Below are 16711 nucleotides of genomic sequence, written 5' to 3'. Positions count from 1 at the left end.
AACTGAAAGGAAGATACGATGGCAAATAGAAGGACCGGACGTTCCCCGGAGGGAAGAGTGAGGACTGCACCATCCTCGGAGAATCGACGCCCTGTGAAGAACACACAAAAGAACGGGCAGAGAAAAAGAACAGCAAACAGTGAAATACCGGGAAAAGGAAAATCCGGCAAGACAATGAATCAGGCCGGCAAGGCGAAAAACAAGGCCGGAAAAAGAACAGACAAGTCTGCACAGAATCAGGCACTTCGGGATCAGAAGCTGAAAGGACAGACAAGAAAGACACAGGCAAGAAAAGGCAGAGGAGCTTCGTCAGCAGCGAGAACCTCAGGAAAAAGACCTCGCAAGAAAGGCGGATTCTTATCCTGGCCAATGCCGCTTAAGATTGCATCCATAGTGGGCGGTGTGCTGGTACTGGCGATTACGGCAGTGATCGGTGTGGCGGCCTGGAAGATGAGTCAGATCAAGACCGTGGATCTGGATACCGATGCACTGAATATTTCGGAACAGGCAACGGAGACGCAGACAGGATATCTGAATGTGGCGCTGTTTGGTCTGGATGGACGGGATACGGATCCGGAGATGGGGGCCCGAAGTGATACCATTATCATCGCCAGCCTGAACCGGGAGACCGGAGAAGTAAAGATGAGTTCTATCTACAGAGATACGCTTCTTCAGCAGAAAGACGGGACGTATAATAAGGCAAATGCGGCCTATTCTTTTGGGGGAGCAGAAGATGCGATCGCCATGCTGAATAAGAATCTGGACATGGACATTGAAAAGTATGTGACCGTAGATTTTGCCGCACTGGTGGATGTGATCGACGCAGTCGGTGGTGTGGAAATTGATGTAACCGAGGAAGAGATTCCTTATCTGAATAACTATGCGGTGGAAGTTATCAAGAATACCGGAGTGGATTCTGCACCGGTGACTCAGCCCGGAAAGCAGTTGTTAAACGGAGTGCAGGCTACGGGATATGCAAGAATCCGATATACCAAGGGAGATGACTTCAAGCGGGCGGAGCGGCAAAGAGCTGTGATTGAGCAGATTGTGAAAAAACTTCAGGCCTCGAATCTGCGTACCATCAATAAAGTGATAGACAAGGTGTTTTCGAAAGTGGAGACGAATTTTACCATGACAGAGATTTTGGCATATGCTAAAAATGCTATGAACTATAAACTGGCAGAGAGTCAGGGATTTCCGAAGGATAATACGACTCCTACGTTAACCGGAATTGGAAGTAGTGTGGTACCAAATACACTGGAAAGCAATGTCATTGCGCTGCATAAATATTTCTTCGGAGATGATGGGTATACACCGTCGTCTACCGTAAAGTCGATTAGTTCTGAGATCGAGAGTAAGGCTGCATCACTTGACAGTGGTTCTTCCGGTAGCAGCGATTATGATGACAGTTATTATGATAATTATTATGATAACTCCTATGACAATTCGTATGATAATTCATACGATAATAGCTACGATGATGATTCGGATTATGACTCAAGCTATGATAACAGTTATGATTCAAGTTATGATTCAAGTTATGATGATGAGGATTACTAACAGGAAACGATAAGGAGAAGCACATGAAAACGATGAAGAGATTAGGTACAACACTGGCATTGATCGGTATGCTGGTATTCGGATCTGTTTTTGTAGCAAATGCGGCAGAAGGAACGCTGCAATTTTCGGATCCTACCACAAAAGTTGGAGAAGAAGTGACAGTAAAGGTAAAAATCGCAACCGGTGGAGCAGCAATCGGAGACGGGGATGCCACGGTTACTTATGATACTTCTTATCTGGAATTTAAGAATGGGGAAAATGCAACCGGCGGAGATGGAAAAGTGACCCTGTCTACCACAGGAGACGGTACCCAGTCAGAACTGGCGTACACCATGGTCTTTAAAGCATTGAAAGAAGGTTCTACAACTTTATCCGTTGAGAACTATACTTCTTATCTGTACTCGGATGAGACGTTGAACCTGACGACAGGAACCGCTACCGTGACGATCGAAGCGGGAGACGGAACTTCTGCTGATGGAGGAAATGTTTCTTCTTCCGGCGAAAGCCTTTCTGTGTCTGTAAACGGAAAAGATTATACACTGAATGAAGATTTCTCAGAGGCGGTGATTCCGACAGGATTTACGGAAGGTACAGTACAGATCGACGGAAAAGACAGAAGAGCTATGTTGATGGATGGTTCCGATTACTGTCTGGTGTATCTGAAAGATTCAGATGGAAATTCCGATTATTTTCTGTATAATACCAAGGAATCTGCTTATGAGCCGACAGAACTGGTAGATATCTCTGATAGTTGTACGATCTATTTGATGAATCATAAAGGTAGTGACGGACTGCCGTCCAAATACCAGGAGACAACATCTGACATTAATGGAAAAGAATTTACGGCATGGCAGAATACATCCAGCACAGATTATTTCCTGGTGTATGCACTCTGCACGGATGGATCGGAAGGATATTATCAGTATGACACCACACAGGGAACTTATCAGAGATATATCGTGCCGACAAAGGCAGAAAAAGCCAGTGCAAATGGAGTCCTGGATAAGATTCAGGATCTCGTAAACAGTCATTTTATGATTGTGTTGATTGTGGTTTGGGCTGTGATTTTAGTTCTTCTCCTTCTGGTGATTATTAAATCAATCCAGGTTCACCGACGCAACAATGAACTGGACGAATTATATTCAGACGTAGAAGGCGGATACGGCGGTTCGTATGATGGATATGAAGATTCTTACGAGTCAGATGCATCCGATGATGAATATGCCGATGACTTCGACGATGAGTACGAAGATGATTTTGATGATGAATATGATGATGACGAGTACGAAGATGACTTCGATGGCGAATATGATGACGACGAGTATGAAGATGGCTTCGACGATGAATATGATGAAGACGAGTACGAAGACGACTTCGACGGCGAATATGATGACGAGTACGACGAAGACTTCGACGGCGAATATGATGACGAGTATGACGAGGAATTTGAAGAAGATGAAAATCCTTACTCTGATGCATTAGATTTGGAAGGTGCAACCAGACAAATTGAGCTTCCGAAGCGAAATGCAAAGAAGGAAGAGGATGATTTTTCTTTAGATTTTATCAACTTAGATGAGTAGAACCTGAAAATGGGCATTCAGAAGAAAAGCTTAAAAATTGAGGCTTGATAATGAAAGGAGTAACATTATGTGTGGAATCGTAGGTTATATTGGAGAGCGTCAGGCTGCTCCGATTCTGTTGGATGGATTGGAAAAACTGGAATACAGAGGATATGATTCTTCCGGTATTGCAGTCTGCAACGGTGGAAAAATTGATATGGTAAAGGCGAAGGGACGTCTGAAAGTAGTCAGTGAGATGACACATGACGGCGCTACACTGCCGGGAACCATCGGAATCGGACATACCAGATGGGCAACCCACGGAGAACCGTCTGATGTCAATGCACATCCTCATATGAACAAGGATGGCTCCATTGTAGTAGTGCACAATGGTATTATTGAAAATTATCTGAAATTAAAGAATCGTCTGATTGAAAAAGGATATGAGTTTATTTCTGATACCGATACAGAAGTAGTGGCTCATATGCTGGATAACTATTATGATGGTAACCCGCTTCGCACGATTGCAAAAGTAATGCATCGTATGGAAGGATCTTATGCGCTTGGAATCATTTTTAATGATCATCCGGATGAACTGTATGCAGTGCGGAAAGATTCTCCGCTGATCGTTGGAAAAGCAGAAGACGGAAATCTGATTGCATCAGACGTTCCGGCAATCCTGAAATATACAAGAGACGTATATTTTATTGAAAATGAAGAGATCGTGAAGCTGACCGAAGATAACATTGAATTCTTCAATGTTGATGAAGAACCGATTGAAAAGAAATCTGTAAAAATTGACTGGGACGTTCATGCGGCAGAAAAAGGCGGATATGAGCATTTCATGCTGAAAGAAATGTATGAGCAGCCGAAGGCAATTGCAGATACCTTGTCTCCGAGGATTCAGGATGGCAAGATCGAGATTGAAGAACTGGGCATGACAGATGAGGATATCCGTGCGATCAAGAAGATTAATATTGTGGCCTGCGGATCTGCATATCATGCAGGACTGACCGGCAAATATGTGATGGAAGGCATGGCAAGAATCCCGGTAGAAGTGGATATGGCATCAGAATTCCGTTATCGTGATCCGATCATCGAAGAAGGAACTCTGGTTGTGATCATCAGCCAGTCCGGAGAGACCGCAGATTCTCTGGCAGCACTGCGTGAAGCGAAACAGAAAGGCGCAAAAGTTCTTGGTATCGTAAATGTGGTTGGAAGTTCCATCGCAAGAGAAGCGGACAGTGTTATGTATACCTGGGCAGGTCCGGAGATCGCCGTTGCAACCACAAAGGCATATTCCTGCCAGTTGATCGCGTTGTATCTGCTTGCGGTAAAATTTGCCCGTGCAAAGGGAAAAATCACAGATACACAGATGGCAGAACTGATCGAAGATCTGAAGAAGATCCCGGATCAGGTGGAAATGCTGCTTGGAAATCAGGAGAAGATCCAGAAGTTCGCAAACCGTTATCTGGCAGCAAAGGATGTATTCTTTATCGGACGTGGTATCGACTATGCGATTTCCATGGAAGGATCACTGAAACTGAAAGAGGTTTCCTATATTCATTCCGAGGCATATGCGGCAGGTGAACTGAAGCATGGTACCATTTCTCTGGTAGAAGAAGGAACCCTGGTGGCAGCAGTCCTGACGCAGGAAGACCTGTATAAGAAGATGATCAGTAACATGGTAGAGGTTCGTTCCAGAGGTGCGTTTGTATTGGCAGTGACCCAGGAGGGAAATGACGAAGTGACAAAGGCTTCCGACTATGTGATTTACATCCCGAATACCAATAAATACTTTACAAACTCTCTGGCGATCATTCCGTTGCAGCTCTTTGGTTACTATATCGCGGTAGGACGCGGTTGTGATGTGGATAAGCCGAGAAATCTGGCAAAATCAGTTACGGTCGAATAGTATGAAAGAACAGAAGTTTTGGAAGAATGTCGAGTGGTTTCATTTTCTGTTTTCGATCTTTGTGATCTGGATCCATGCAGATAATATTTCAAGCTTTACAGAGGCCGGTGCGCAAGTCACCGGTCCTTTTGTATTGGAAGGATTTATCATAAAATATCTGGCAAATCTGGGCGTGGCAGGATTTTACCTCTGTTCGGGCTATTTATTTTATCGGGGATTTACCATGGGGAAACTTTCGGGAAAATGGAAGAGCAGGGTTAAAACTCTGGTTCTGCCTTATATAGTATGGAATCTGATCTATTATATTTTGCATTATGTCGTATTGCAGATCCCGAAGTTGGCGGGAATGTTTGCGGATCGCCCGATCAGCCTGTCCTGGAGGTCTGTGCTGGATGCAGTAATCTGGTATCGGTATAATCCGGTATTCTGGTATTTACAGTTTCTGATCATTTTCGTGTTCCTTTGTCCGGTAATTTATGTGCTGTTGAGAAACCGATATGTGGGAGCGGTGGTTCTGGCAGGAGTGCTCCTTCTGCAGAGCGGTATATTTTATCGGGTACAGCCTCAGATGTTGAATTCACTTCTGAATTGGTTTGTGGTGTATGGAACCGGAGCATGGCTTGGCCTCCATGGAAAACGATGGGTGGAAAATGGATCAAAGGGGCCAGGGCATATTGGAGAAAATACGTTAAAAGGGCCAGGCCCCTTTGGAGAGAATCTTGCCCTTACGGTGTCTGGCATTTGCATGCTTTTGACAGGTATTTTATACGGCAAGGGAATTAATGTAGTATTTTCTCTCTTATATTTTCTTGTGGGAGCAGTATTTTTCTGGTTATTACTCAATAAAATTGTGAAACATGAGGCAAAATCCTGGATGAAGCTTACCTTCTTTGTTTATGCCAGTCACCAGATGGTGGTTAGTGTTGTGACAAAGCTGGGAATGAGAATTCTGGGAGCAAATGCATGGATCGGCCTCTTTCTGTTTATCGCGGCGCCGATTTACAGCTTTTTCATAGCATGGATCTGTAAGAAAATCCTTTCAGGAAGAGCAAAATGTATATGGAATCTGTTGACGGGGAATCGGTGATTCAAAGTTTTTTTACCGATCGAACACATTTCTATCACAAAGTGTCGGTATGATTAAGCATGTAAAAAGAAAACGGAAGGAGTAATCTCTATGGAAAATCAATATAATTATTACGATCCGGAGACAGAACATTCAAACGGATCCGGTTATTCGAATACAGGCTCAGGTAGTTCAGACAATAAAAATCCTAAGAAAAAGAGAAATGTGCCAAAAGGAGTAAAAGCGGCCGGATGCGGACTGGCGTTTGGTGTGGTTGCAGGAGCAGCCTTTTTGGGAGTCAGTGCGATTGGAACGAATGTACTTGGAATCGGTGGAACAAAGACTACGGCAAAAACGACCAGTACGGTACAGAGTAATACAGCAGCACTTACCACATCTTCCGGTACAGTAACATCTGACGTATCAAAGATTGTGGAAAATGCGATGCCGTCTGTTGTTTCGATTACCAGCATGAGTGTTCAGGAGGTGCAGAATTTCTTTGGGCAGGTTGGGACACAGGAATCGACCAGTTCCGGTTCGGGAATTATTATTTCCCAGAGTGATACGGAACTTTTGATCGTGACCAATAACCATGTGGTAGAGGGCAGTGATAACCTGACGGTTACTTTTGCGGATAACACGAGTGTGGAAGCAAATATTAAAGGTACCAATTCAGAAAATGATCTTGCAGTAATTGCGGTACCTCTGGACTCGATCAGTGATGATACGATGAATTCAATCGCAATTGCCACATTGGGAGATTCGGATAGTGTGAAAGTGGGAGAACCGGCAATCGCAATCGGAAATGCTCTGGGTTACGGACAGTCTGTGACAACCGGAATTATCAGCGCGACAAACCGTCAGATCGAGACCAGCAGTGGAACTACATCAACCGGGCTTCTTCAGACAGATGCAGCGATCAACCCTGGAAACAGTGGCGGAGCTCTTTTGAATGCAAATGGAGAGGTAATCGGAATCAATTCCGCAAAGCTTGCGGCAAATGAAGTAGAGGGTATGGGATATGCCATCCCGATCAGTGATGTCAGCGATATTATTACAGATCTGATGAACCAGACCACAAAAGAAAAGGTGGACGAAGCCGAGAGAGGATATCTGGGAATTCAGGGACTGGATGTTACATCAGAGACTACACAGCGGTTTAATATGCCGGAAGGAGTTTATGTATCAGAAGCAATTAAAGGTTATGGAGCAGAAGCTGCCGGAATTACAAAAGGAAATGTAATCACGGGACTGGATGGCGATACCATTGACAGCATGGAGACTTTGCAGAATAAGCTTCAATATTATAAGGCTGGAGAAAAAGTAAAAGTAACGGTACAGATTCCAGGAAATGATGGAGAATATAAGGAGAAGACCGTGGAAGTAACGTTGAGTGAACAGCCAAAATAAAAAGCAGAAGATTACGGTGTGAATCTCACAGCTGTGGAGACTGAAGTATCGGAAATCACATCTGGGAAAGTTAGAGTGAGAAATTATGAGGGCGGACAGACTGGAAAAGAATCTGATTGATATTATAAAGGAAGAGCAGGCGAAACTTGGATATCAGAAAGAAAAGATTCGCCTGTATTACCCGTTGAGTTCTCTGAATCATATACTGGATTGTCAGGATAGTGAGGAAGAGATGCTGGAAAGACTTCAAACATTACCGGAGTCTATAACAGAAAAATTGGGAAATATCTCGGTTACGGCAAAAAATGAAAGATTTTGCTTTCATGTGCCGGAGCAGGGGAGTATTTATGTACATGAAAATATGGCGGAAAATGAATTTATCCGTGATCTGGTGGAGTTGGTGGCGCGTCATGACTGCACGATAGAAAAAATTCTGGAATTATTCAGAAGTCGTGCGAAGGACAGTACCTGTCAGAAAATTGAAAATGGAGAATTTGACTGGCTGATCCGTTTTCCGGAGGAACATGAGGATCCTTATTATTATTGCTTTAAAGATGAGGGATGCCATATCATTTACCACAGATTTCTGCCGGAGGATTATGAAGATTTTGAGTTTTGAACGGAAGGTTTTGGAGGGAGAATTCGTTCTTTCGAAAACGTTTTGAACCCAGGAAAGTGAATTCCTTAATTCCTTCTTTACATTTGCAACGTTTTTATCTATAATAGTAAGAGCGTTGCGGGGTGTGGCTCAGTTTGGTTAGAGCGCACGGCTGGGGGCCGTGAGGTCGCAGGTTCGAATCCTGTCACCCCGATTAAAAATATAAAAGTGTTGGAAAGGTAAATGATCACTGAGCGGATGATTTACGATAGGGTGCGAAAGTAGAAGGGTGTCGTATTAACAGGATGAGTTAACACGATGCCTTTTGTTTTTTATGCGATATTTTTAGCTTGAACAAGGGAAAAATAGCAGAATAGACAGAGACAAAATTAGGAAAACGTTTTGAATTATATAAATTGTGTGAAAAAAATAAAAAACAGAAAAATCATTGACAATTCAAAATTAGAATGATAAGATATAACACGTCGCTGAGGCAGACAGCTAACAGCAAGTCGGAACAACAGAACGGATCGGGTGATCGACAGTGGTTGGTCTGAAGAGCTGAGATGAGAACTTGAAAAGAAAAAGAAAAAAGTTCTTGACAGAAAGCCGCTAATGTGATAATCTAAATAGGCTGACTCGTGAGAGCACGGCAAAGAAAAAGAACATTGATAACTGAACAATAGACAACAACCCTTGAAAATTTCTTATAAGAGAAGATTTTTAAGAACGGTTCAAACGAACCAAACAACAGTAAAAAGGGAAGAATTAGCCAGAAGGTTGATTCTGAACTGGACACAAACACTTTTAACGAGAGTTTGATCCTGGCTCAGGATGAACGCTGGCGGCGTGCTTAACACATGCAAGTCGAACGAAGCACCTGATTTGATTTTCTTCGGAATTGAAGATCTTGTGACTGAGTGGCGGACGGGTGAGTAACGCGTGGGCAACCTGCCTTGTACAGGGGGATAACAGTTAGAAATGACTGCTAATACCGCATAAGACCACAGCACCACATGGTGCAGGGGTAAAAACTGAGGTGGTACAAGATGGGCCCGCGTCTGATTAGCTGGTTGGTGAGGTAACGGCTCACCAAGGCGACGATCAGTAGCCGACCTGAGAGGGTGACCGGCCACATTGGGACTGAGACACGGCCCAAACTCCTACGGGAGGCAGCAGTGGGGAATATTGCACAATGGGGGAAACCCTGATGCAGCGACGCCGCGTGAGTGATGAAGTATTTCGGTATGTAAAGCTCTATCAGCAGGGAAGAAAATGACGGTACCTGACTAAGAAGCCCCGGCTAACTACGTGCCAGCAGCCGCGGTAATACGTAGGGGGCAAGCGTTATCCGGATTTACTGGGTGTAAAGGGAGCGTAGACGGAACAGCAAGTCTGATGTGAAAACCCGGGGCTCAACCCCGGGACTGCATTGGAAACTGTTGATCTAGAGTGTCGGAGAGGTAAGTGGAATTCCTAGTGTAGCGGTGAAATGCGTAGATATTAGGAGGAACACCAGTGGCGAAGGCGGCTTACTGGACGATGACTGACGTTGAGGCTCGAAAGCGTGGGGAGCAAACAGGATTAGATACCCTGGTAGTCCACGCCGTAAACGATGACTACTAGGTGTCGGGTGGCAAAGCCATTCGGTGCCGCAGCAAACGCAATAAGTAGTCCACCTGGGGAGTACGTTCGCAAGAATGAAACTCAAAGGAATTGACGGGGACCCGCACAAGCGGTGGAGCATGTGGTTTAATTCGAAGCAACGCGAAGAACCTTACCTGCCCTTGACATCCGAATGACCGGTGAGTAATGTCGCCTTTCCTTCGGGACATTCGAGACAGGTGGTGCATGGTTGTCGTCAGCTCGTGTCGTGAGATGTTGGGTTAAGTCCCGCAACGAGCGCAACCCTTATCTTTAGTAGCCAGCAATTAGGATGGGCACTCTAGAGAGACTGCCAGGGATAACCTGGAGGAAGGTGGGGATGACGTCAAATCATCATGCCCCTTATGGGCAGGGCTACACACGTGCTACAATGGCGTAAACAAAGGGAAGCAGAGTCGTGAGGCCGAGCAAATCTCAAAAATAACGTCTCAGTTCGGATTGTAGTCTGCAACTCGACTACATGAAGCTGGAATCGCTAGTAATCGCGAATCAGAATGTCGCGGTGAATACGTTCCCGGGTCTTGTACACACCGCCCGTCACACCATGGGAGTTGGTAACGCCCGAAGTCAGTGACCCAACCGTAAGGAGGGAGCTGCCGAAGGTGGGACCGATAACTGGGGTGAAGTCGTAACAAGGTAGCCGTATCGGAAGGTGCGGCTGGATCACCTCCTTTCTAAGGATAAAGAAATATTTCTTTCGTCTGGAACAATCCAACTAAAACGGAAGAAAAAGTAGAGAGTGCTGTTGTCTATTGTTGGGTTATCAATAACCTAAAGGTTTTTGGTGGCGATGCGCTTAAGGGAAACACCCGTTCTCATCCCGAACACGATGGTTAAGCCTTAAGCGGCCGATGGTACTGCACTGGTAACGGTGTGGGAGAGTAGGTGGCCGCCAAAATTGAAAAAGAATAAATGAAAGAGCGGAATCGCTGCTCGACATTTATGCATAGATACAGACACAGGCAACTGAAGAAAAGAGGGGAGCCTGAGGTCAACCCCATCAGCAGGGAAGTGCTGTTCGGATAGCTGGTTTTACCAGTGATTAGAGAGTTGAACGAGAAGAAAAGAGGAAGTTCTAAAAGTGTTCAGGTTTCTAATGACTGATAAATTCAGTCAATGAAATGAGAAGATGTGATGCGAAGCTCTAAAACCTACGGTTTTATCGCTCATGGCATGACATGCCAATGCATCGAAAAGCAATAGTGCTTAGACAAGCAAGCTTGTCCCACACATTGTTTCCGACGCGCTCGCATCTTTATGTACCTTGAAAATCGCATACAAAGATAAGATAGAAATATCAAGACATCCGAGGTAATGTTAACAACATTAACTTGTTCGAAGAAAACGAACTAAAATAATTGAACTATTACCAACGCATGTAACGCTATACATGTGTGGCTGAGATTCATTCCCGTGAATCGAAGCAAGTTGGTTATGCTAAAAAGAGCGTATGGTGGATGCCTTGGCACTAAGAGCCGATGAAAGACGTGATAAGCTGCGAAAAGCTTCGGGGAGGAGCAAATATCCATTGATCCGGAGATTTCTGAATGGGGAAACCTACTTGAGAAGACCTCAAGTATCCTAACGCCAATACATAACGTTAGGAGGGGAACCCGGTGAACTGAAACATCTAAGTAGCCGGAGGAAGAGAAAACAACATGTGATTCTGTGAGTAGCGGCGAGCGAAAACGGAAGAGCCCAAACCAGTGTGCGTGCATGCTGGGGTTCGGACCGCGAAATTGATTCAATGAGTTTAGCAGAATGGTTTTGGGAAAGCCAGCCAGAGAGGGTGAAAGCCCCGTAAGCGAAAGACGAGTTGACAAGGCGGGATCCAGAGTAGGTCGAGACACGAGAAACCTTGACTGAATAAGCGGGGACCACCCCGTAAGGCTAAATACTACTTAGTGACCGATAGCGCATAGTACTGTGAAGGAAAGGTGAAAAGGACCCCGGGAGGGGAGTGAAAGAGAACCTGAAACCATATGTTTACAAGCTGTGGAACCGCATTATTGGCGGAACCGCGTACTTTTTGTAGAACGGTCCGGCGAGTTACGCTGTCTGGCGAGGTTAAGCACTGTAGGTGTGGAGCCGAAGGGAAACCAAGTTTTAACTGAGCGAGAAGTCAGACGGAGTAGACCCGAAACCGGGTGATCTATCCATGTCCAGGTTGAAGTTGCCGTAAAAGGCAATGGAGGACCGAACCCACATCCGTTGAAAAGGGTGGGGATGAGGTGTGGATAGGGGAGAAATTCCAATCGAACCCGGAGATAGCTGGTTCTCCTCGAAATAGCTTTAGGGCTAGCCTCATACGAGTCTTGCGGAGGTAGAGCACTGAATTTCCGCGGGGGCGTCAAAGCTTACCAAAGAATATCAAACTCCGAATGCCGTGTAGATGCTGTATGGGAGTCAGACTGTCCGAGATAAGTTGGATGGTCAAAAGGGAAAGAGCCCAGACCTACGGCTAAGGTCCCAAAATGTGTGTTAAGTGGAAAAGGATGTGGGATTTCGAAGACAACTAGGATGTTGGCTCAGAAGCAGCCATACATTCAAAGAGTGCGTAATAGCTCACTAGTCGAGAGGTCCTGCGCCGAAAATGTCCGGGGCTGAAACACACTACCGAAGCCTAGGAATCTTTTAGAAGATTGGTAGAGGAGCATTGCATACGGGAAGAAGCTATACCGGAAGGAGTAGTGGACTGTATGGAAGAGAGAATGCCGGAATGAGTAGCGAGAGGAAGGTGAGAATCCTTCCGGCCGAATATCTAAGGTTTCCAGAGTAAAGCTGATCTGCTCTGGGTAAGTCGGGGCCTAAGGCAAGGTCGAAAGACGTAGTCGATGGATAACAGGTTGAAATTCCTGTACTATTTTATGACAGAACTGTGGGGACGCAGGGAGAGAGCACGAGCCGGGAATGGAAAGACCGGTGCAAGCGAGGTATCCGTGAGGTAGGCAAATCCGCCTCATAAGGAGAAGACGTGATGCGGACTGAACTATAAGTAAGGAAGCGTGTGAGCTAACTGCCAAGAAAAGCCGCTATTGTTCATAAAATACCCGTACCGTAAACCGACACAGGTGGATGAGGAGAGAATCCTAAGGCCGACGGGAGAAGCATTGTTAAGGAACTCGGCAAAATGACTCCGTAACTTCGGGAGAAGGAGTGCCTGGTGACAGGCCGCAGAGAAATGGCCCAAGCAACTGTTTAGCAAAAACACAGGTCTATGCAAAACCGAAAGGTGAGGTATATGGGCTGACGCCTGCCCGGTGCTGGAAGGTTAAGGGGAGAGGTTAGCGCAAGCGAAGCTTTGAACTTAAGCCCCAGTAAACGGCGGCCGTAACTATAACGGTCCTAAGGTAGCGAAATTCCTTGTCGGGTAAGTTCCGACCCGCACGAAAGGCGTAATGATTTGGGCACTGTCTCAACAATGCACCCGGTGAAATTGAAATACCAGTGAAGATGCTGGTTACCTGCGCCAGGACGGAAAGACCCCATGGAGCTTTACTCCAGCTTGATACTGGGATTCGATATTGCATGTACAGGATAGGTGGGAGACTAAGAACCAATGACGCCAGTTGTTGGGGAGTCGCTGTTGGGATACCACCCTTGCAGTATTGGGTTTCTAACCAGCGGCCCTGATCGGGTCGGGGGACAATGTCAGGTGGGGAGTTTGACTGGGGCGGTCGCCTCCGAAAGGGTATCGGAGGCGCTCAAAGGTTCCCTCAGAATGGTTGGAAACCATTCGAAGAGTGCAAAGGCAGAAGGGAGCTTGACTGCGACACCGACGGGTGGAGCAGGTACGAAAGTAGGACTTAGTGATCCGGTGGTATAAAGTGGGATTGCCATCGCTCAACGGATAAAAGCTACCCTGGGGATAACAGGCTTATCACTCCCAAGAGTTCACATCGACGGAGTGGTTTGGCACCTCGATGTCGGCTCATCGCATCCTGGGGCTGAAGTAGGTCCCAAGGGTTGGGCTGTTCGCCCATTAAAGCGGTACGCGAGCTGGGTTCAGAACGTCGTGAGACAGTTCGGTCCCTATCCGGCGTGGGCGTAAGATATTTGAGAGGAGCTGTCCTTAGTACGAGAGGACCGGGATGGACTGGCCGCTGGTGTATCTGTTGTTCTACCAAGAGCATAGCAGAGTAGCCAAGCCGGGAAGGGATAAACGCTGAAGGCATCTAAGCGTGAAGCCCCCCTCAAGATGAGATATCTCATAACGTCAAGTTAGTAAGACCCCTTGAAGACGACGAGGTAGATAGGGCAGAGGTGGAAGTGCAGTAATGCATGGAGCTGACTGTTACTAATAGGTCGAGGGCATAACCAAACAGGTGATAGGAGAATGGATGAAAGAGTTCTTTGTATGTGATTTTGAAGGTACATATTTATTGGGAGATCAACAGAAATGTTGATCTTTTTTGTTTTATAAATGCTGTCTTTACACAATCGTACCATCTGCGGCGACTTCGTAAGAACAACGTTTAAAATTGAAATCATCCACATATATGTGGCAAGAAAGGAAAATATGCACATTTTTCTCATTTTTTCATAAATTATAAGTACAAGAATGGAAAAGGAGGAAACAGGAATATGCCATATTGTTCCAATTATTCCCGGAATCAGGTTCGAAATACGGGAAGAGGTTCCTGTTCACCATGTGCTGAATTTCACCAGGATGCATGTGATACATGTATAAAGATGAGAAAAGATCCGTTATCTCAGTTTCCGCTTGCGATGGCTTATGTGCCATGGCAGGAATGGAGAGAAATCTGTGATTTAGAGAAGGCTCTTTGTCAGGGAACGATCTTTCAGGAATTAAATCTCGAATTTCTTGGAAGAAAAGGAGGGCAAATGAGATGACGAATGGTGTATGCAAGAAAGATCTGATGGATCAGATTTATTTATATAGTTTTGCGGTGGATGATGCAAAACTATTTTTAGATACGCATCCTGAGGATGAAGATGCCCTGGCGTATTTTTATGAGTGCAGTCGGATGCGCAATCAGGCATTGAAAGAGTATGCCAAAAACTTCGGACCGTTGACTATAGATACAGTGACGGATTCATGCAGTGATAATTGGGATTGGATTGATTCACCGTGGCCATGGCAGGAAGGGGGATGCTGATTTATGTGGAATTATGAAAAGAGGTTACAGTATCCGGTAAAGATTACTCAGACAAATCCGGAAATGGCACAGGTAATTATGACTCAATTTGGAGGACCTGACGGCGAGCTTGGCGCATCCATGAGATATTTGTGTCAGAGATACACCATGCCTTATAAGGAAGTAACTGGAATATTGACCGATATCGGAACTGAGGAAGTTTCCCATTTTCTGTAGAAGTAACCGAAAAGCCCCTAAATACGCGGGATTCGAGGCTTTATAGTTAGTTCAAAGGACGCATCATCTTTGTGTCCTTTCTTGTTTCTCTTTAACTTCTTATATTCTACACTATGCAATAGCATTTTCAAAGCTTTATTCTTTTCCTCAACTGATAAATCCCAATAACAGGAGAGCAGACCTTTGCAGGATGGAATAAAACTATGGATGTGAGCATCGTTATTTTTCTCATATTCGATCTCTTTTTGTAAGTCGAGGATTTTATCATCCACAGCATTAATGCGCTCCTGAAGGACGTGGGAGCGTTCCAGAAAGACCTCAGAGGAGTACACGCCCTGTTCCAGAAGATTGAAAAGGTTTTCTTTCTGGGAGAGAAGAGCAGCCTTTTCTTTTTCAGTGGATCCTAGGAGATCTGTTAGTTCCGGGACTTTACTTTCTGGAATGACATGATCCAATTCATAATCCTTTACCCATTCACTCAACGCATCGATGACGGAATGTTCCAACAGATCCAGACTGCATCCTACGGTTGGACAGCCTTGTGTATTGCATAAAATCGAATCGTAAGGAGCACCATGTTTATTTCCGGTCAGAGCAGCAGGACGACGGAGCATTTTCTTTTTACACTGGCTGCACACAATCAATCCGGCCAGTGGATTTTTTACGCTGTACTGCTCCGGAAGTTTAGGTTTTCCTCTTCCAAGGTAGCTCTGTGCTTCCATCCAGACATCGTGATCAATGATACGAGGGTGTCTGCCCTGATATACTTCGTAATTATCACAACGGGGACGTTTCTTTACCGGTTGCCCGTCTTCCAGTGCAGTGATTTGTTTCCGCCGACCGATTGCGACCATCTGATCATATACCGGATTTGCCAGCATTTCCCGGATCATGCTGTCTGTCCACAATTTACCGGAGCGCGTGAACATTTGGCGGTCATTCAGATATCTGCGGATCGTGGTCACGCCAACGCGATCGGGGCCGGTGTAACGTGCATATACCAGACGCACAACAGGAACCTCTTCTTCTTCCGGTACAAGTGTCCACCCTTTTTCTTTTGAGAGCTTGAATCTGCGGAAACCATAAGGTGCTGCATTAAATGGCCATTTTCCTTCTTTGGCTGCAGCATAACGACCGGCTTGCATCCGGCGCTTGATGGTTTTATATTCCCGGCGTGACATGAATAATCCAAATTCAAAGTATTCTTCATCGAATTCATTGGCAGGATTGTAGACTTTGACTGGCGTTACGATCAGAGTATCCGTGTACTGGAATGCTCTTTGAACAATGCCCTGATCGATGGTGTCGCCTCTGGCCAGACGTTCTACTTCCATAACCAGTACGCCTTTCCATTTGCCGGATTCCACCTCAGCCAGAAGTTTTTGCATTTCAGGACGGGCAGAAATAGAGTCACCAGAAACCACTTCACGGTAGATTGCAGTGATCGACAGATTCATCTGTTTGGCCAGATCCAGGAGTGTGCGCTCATGCCGTTCCAGGACATCTACGCCCATAGCTTCAAGAGCGGAATCACCACGGGATTTCCTCAGATAGATACAGTATTCATTTTTCATAACATCACCTTCCTAAGTATATGTGCGA

Annotated in this window: 9 protein-coding genes, 1 tRNA gene, 3 rRNA genes and 1 pseudogene; 13 read left to right on the top strand and 1 reads right to left on the bottom strand. The window is 45.5% G+C overall.

Features of this window, described 5'->3' with window-relative positions:
- Positions 1–18: 18 nt before the first annotated feature.
- From KGMB01110_RS02535 to KGMB01110_RS02475, 13 genes and pseudogenes are all read left to right on the top strand, one after another.
- Positions 19–1560 (top strand): LCP family protein, encoded by a 1542-nt coding sequence (locus KGMB01110_RS02535; protein ID WP_243112636.1) that lies wholly within the window; start codon positions 19–21, stop codon positions 1558–1560.
- 23 nt (positions 1561–1583) lie between these two features.
- Positions 1584–3140: a cohesin domain-containing protein gene (locus KGMB01110_RS02530; RefSeq protein ID WP_119297461.1), complete on the top strand. Its 1557-nt coding sequence runs from the start codon at positions 1584–1586 to the stop codon at positions 3138–3140.
- A gap of 67 nt (positions 3141–3207) precedes the next feature.
- Positions 3208–5034, top strand: a complete 1827-nt coding sequence (glmS, locus tag KGMB01110_RS02525; RefSeq protein ID WP_119297460.1) for a glutamine--fructose-6-phosphate transaminase (isomerizing) — start codon at positions 3208–3210, stop codon at positions 5032–5034.
- Positions 4988–6121 carry an acyltransferase family protein gene (locus KGMB01110_RS02520; RefSeq protein ID WP_119297459.1) on the top strand — a complete coding sequence of 378 codons (1134 nt, stop codon included), beginning with the start codon at positions 4988–4990 and terminating at the stop codon, positions 6119–6121. The genes glmS and KGMB01110_RS02520 overlap by 47 nt, the downstream gene beginning before the upstream one ends.
- A gap of 90 nt (positions 6122–6211) precedes the next feature.
- Complete coding sequence (locus tag KGMB01110_RS02515; protein ID WP_119297458.1) at positions 6212–7510, top strand: S1C family serine protease; 1299 nt, start codon at positions 6212–6214, stop codon at positions 7508–7510.
- Positions 7511–7595: 85 nt separating this feature from the next.
- The gene (locus KGMB01110_RS02510) at positions 7596–8129 is read left to right on the top strand and encodes a DUF3877 family protein (RefSeq protein WP_117603895.1); all 534 of its coding nucleotides are present in this window, start codon (positions 7596–7598) and stop codon (positions 8127–8129) included.
- 118 nt (positions 8130–8247) lie between these two features.
- Positions 8248–8322: transfer RNA gene (locus KGMB01110_RS02505), tRNA-Pro, on the top strand.
- 592 nt (positions 8323–8914) lie between these two features.
- Positions 8915–10447: ribosomal RNA gene (locus KGMB01110_RS02500) — 16S ribosomal RNA — on the top strand.
- Positions 10448–10553: 106 nt separating this feature from the next.
- A 5S ribosomal RNA gene (gene rrf / locus KGMB01110_RS02495) occupies positions 10554–10671 on the top strand.
- Between the two features lie 532 nt (positions 10672–11203).
- Positions 11204–14094, top strand: a 23S ribosomal RNA gene (locus tag KGMB01110_RS02490).
- Together the 16S, 23S and 5S rRNA genes form the textbook arrangement of a ribosomal RNA operon.
- A 263-nt stretch (positions 14095–14357) precedes the next feature.
- Positions 14358–14627, top strand: a complete 270-nt coding sequence (locus tag KGMB01110_RS15580; RefSeq protein ID WP_306307822.1) for a spore coat associated protein CotJA — start codon at positions 14358–14360, stop codon at positions 14625–14627.
- Positions 14624–14893 carry a spore coat protein CotJB gene (locus KGMB01110_RS02480; protein WP_117601872.1) on the top strand — a complete coding sequence of 90 codons (270 nt, stop codon included), beginning with the start codon at positions 14624–14626 and terminating at the stop codon, positions 14891–14893. The genes KGMB01110_RS15580 and KGMB01110_RS02480 overlap by 4 nt, the downstream gene beginning before the upstream one ends.
- Before the next feature lie 3 nt (positions 14894–14896).
- Positions 14897–15100: pseudogene (locus KGMB01110_RS02475) on the top strand (manganese catalase family protein); the annotation flags it as partial.
- Between the two features lie 26 nt (positions 15101–15126).
- Here the strand turns inward: KGMB01110_RS02475 and KGMB01110_RS02470 are convergent.
- The gene (locus KGMB01110_RS02470; protein WP_119297457.1) at positions 15127–16683 is read right to left on the bottom strand and encodes a recombinase family protein; all 1557 of its coding nucleotides are present in this window, start codon (positions 16681–16683) and stop codon (positions 15127–15129) included.
- Positions 16684–16711: the final 28 nt, after the last annotated feature.

The sequence above is a fragment of the Mediterraneibacter butyricigenes genome, from assembly GCF_003574295.1.
GTDB lineage: Bacteria > Bacillota > Clostridia > Lachnospirales > Lachnospiraceae > Mediterraneibacter_A > Mediterraneibacter_A butyricigenes.
Note: the sequence above shows the minus strand (reverse complement) of the source record. Positions and strands in the feature narration are given on the sequence as shown.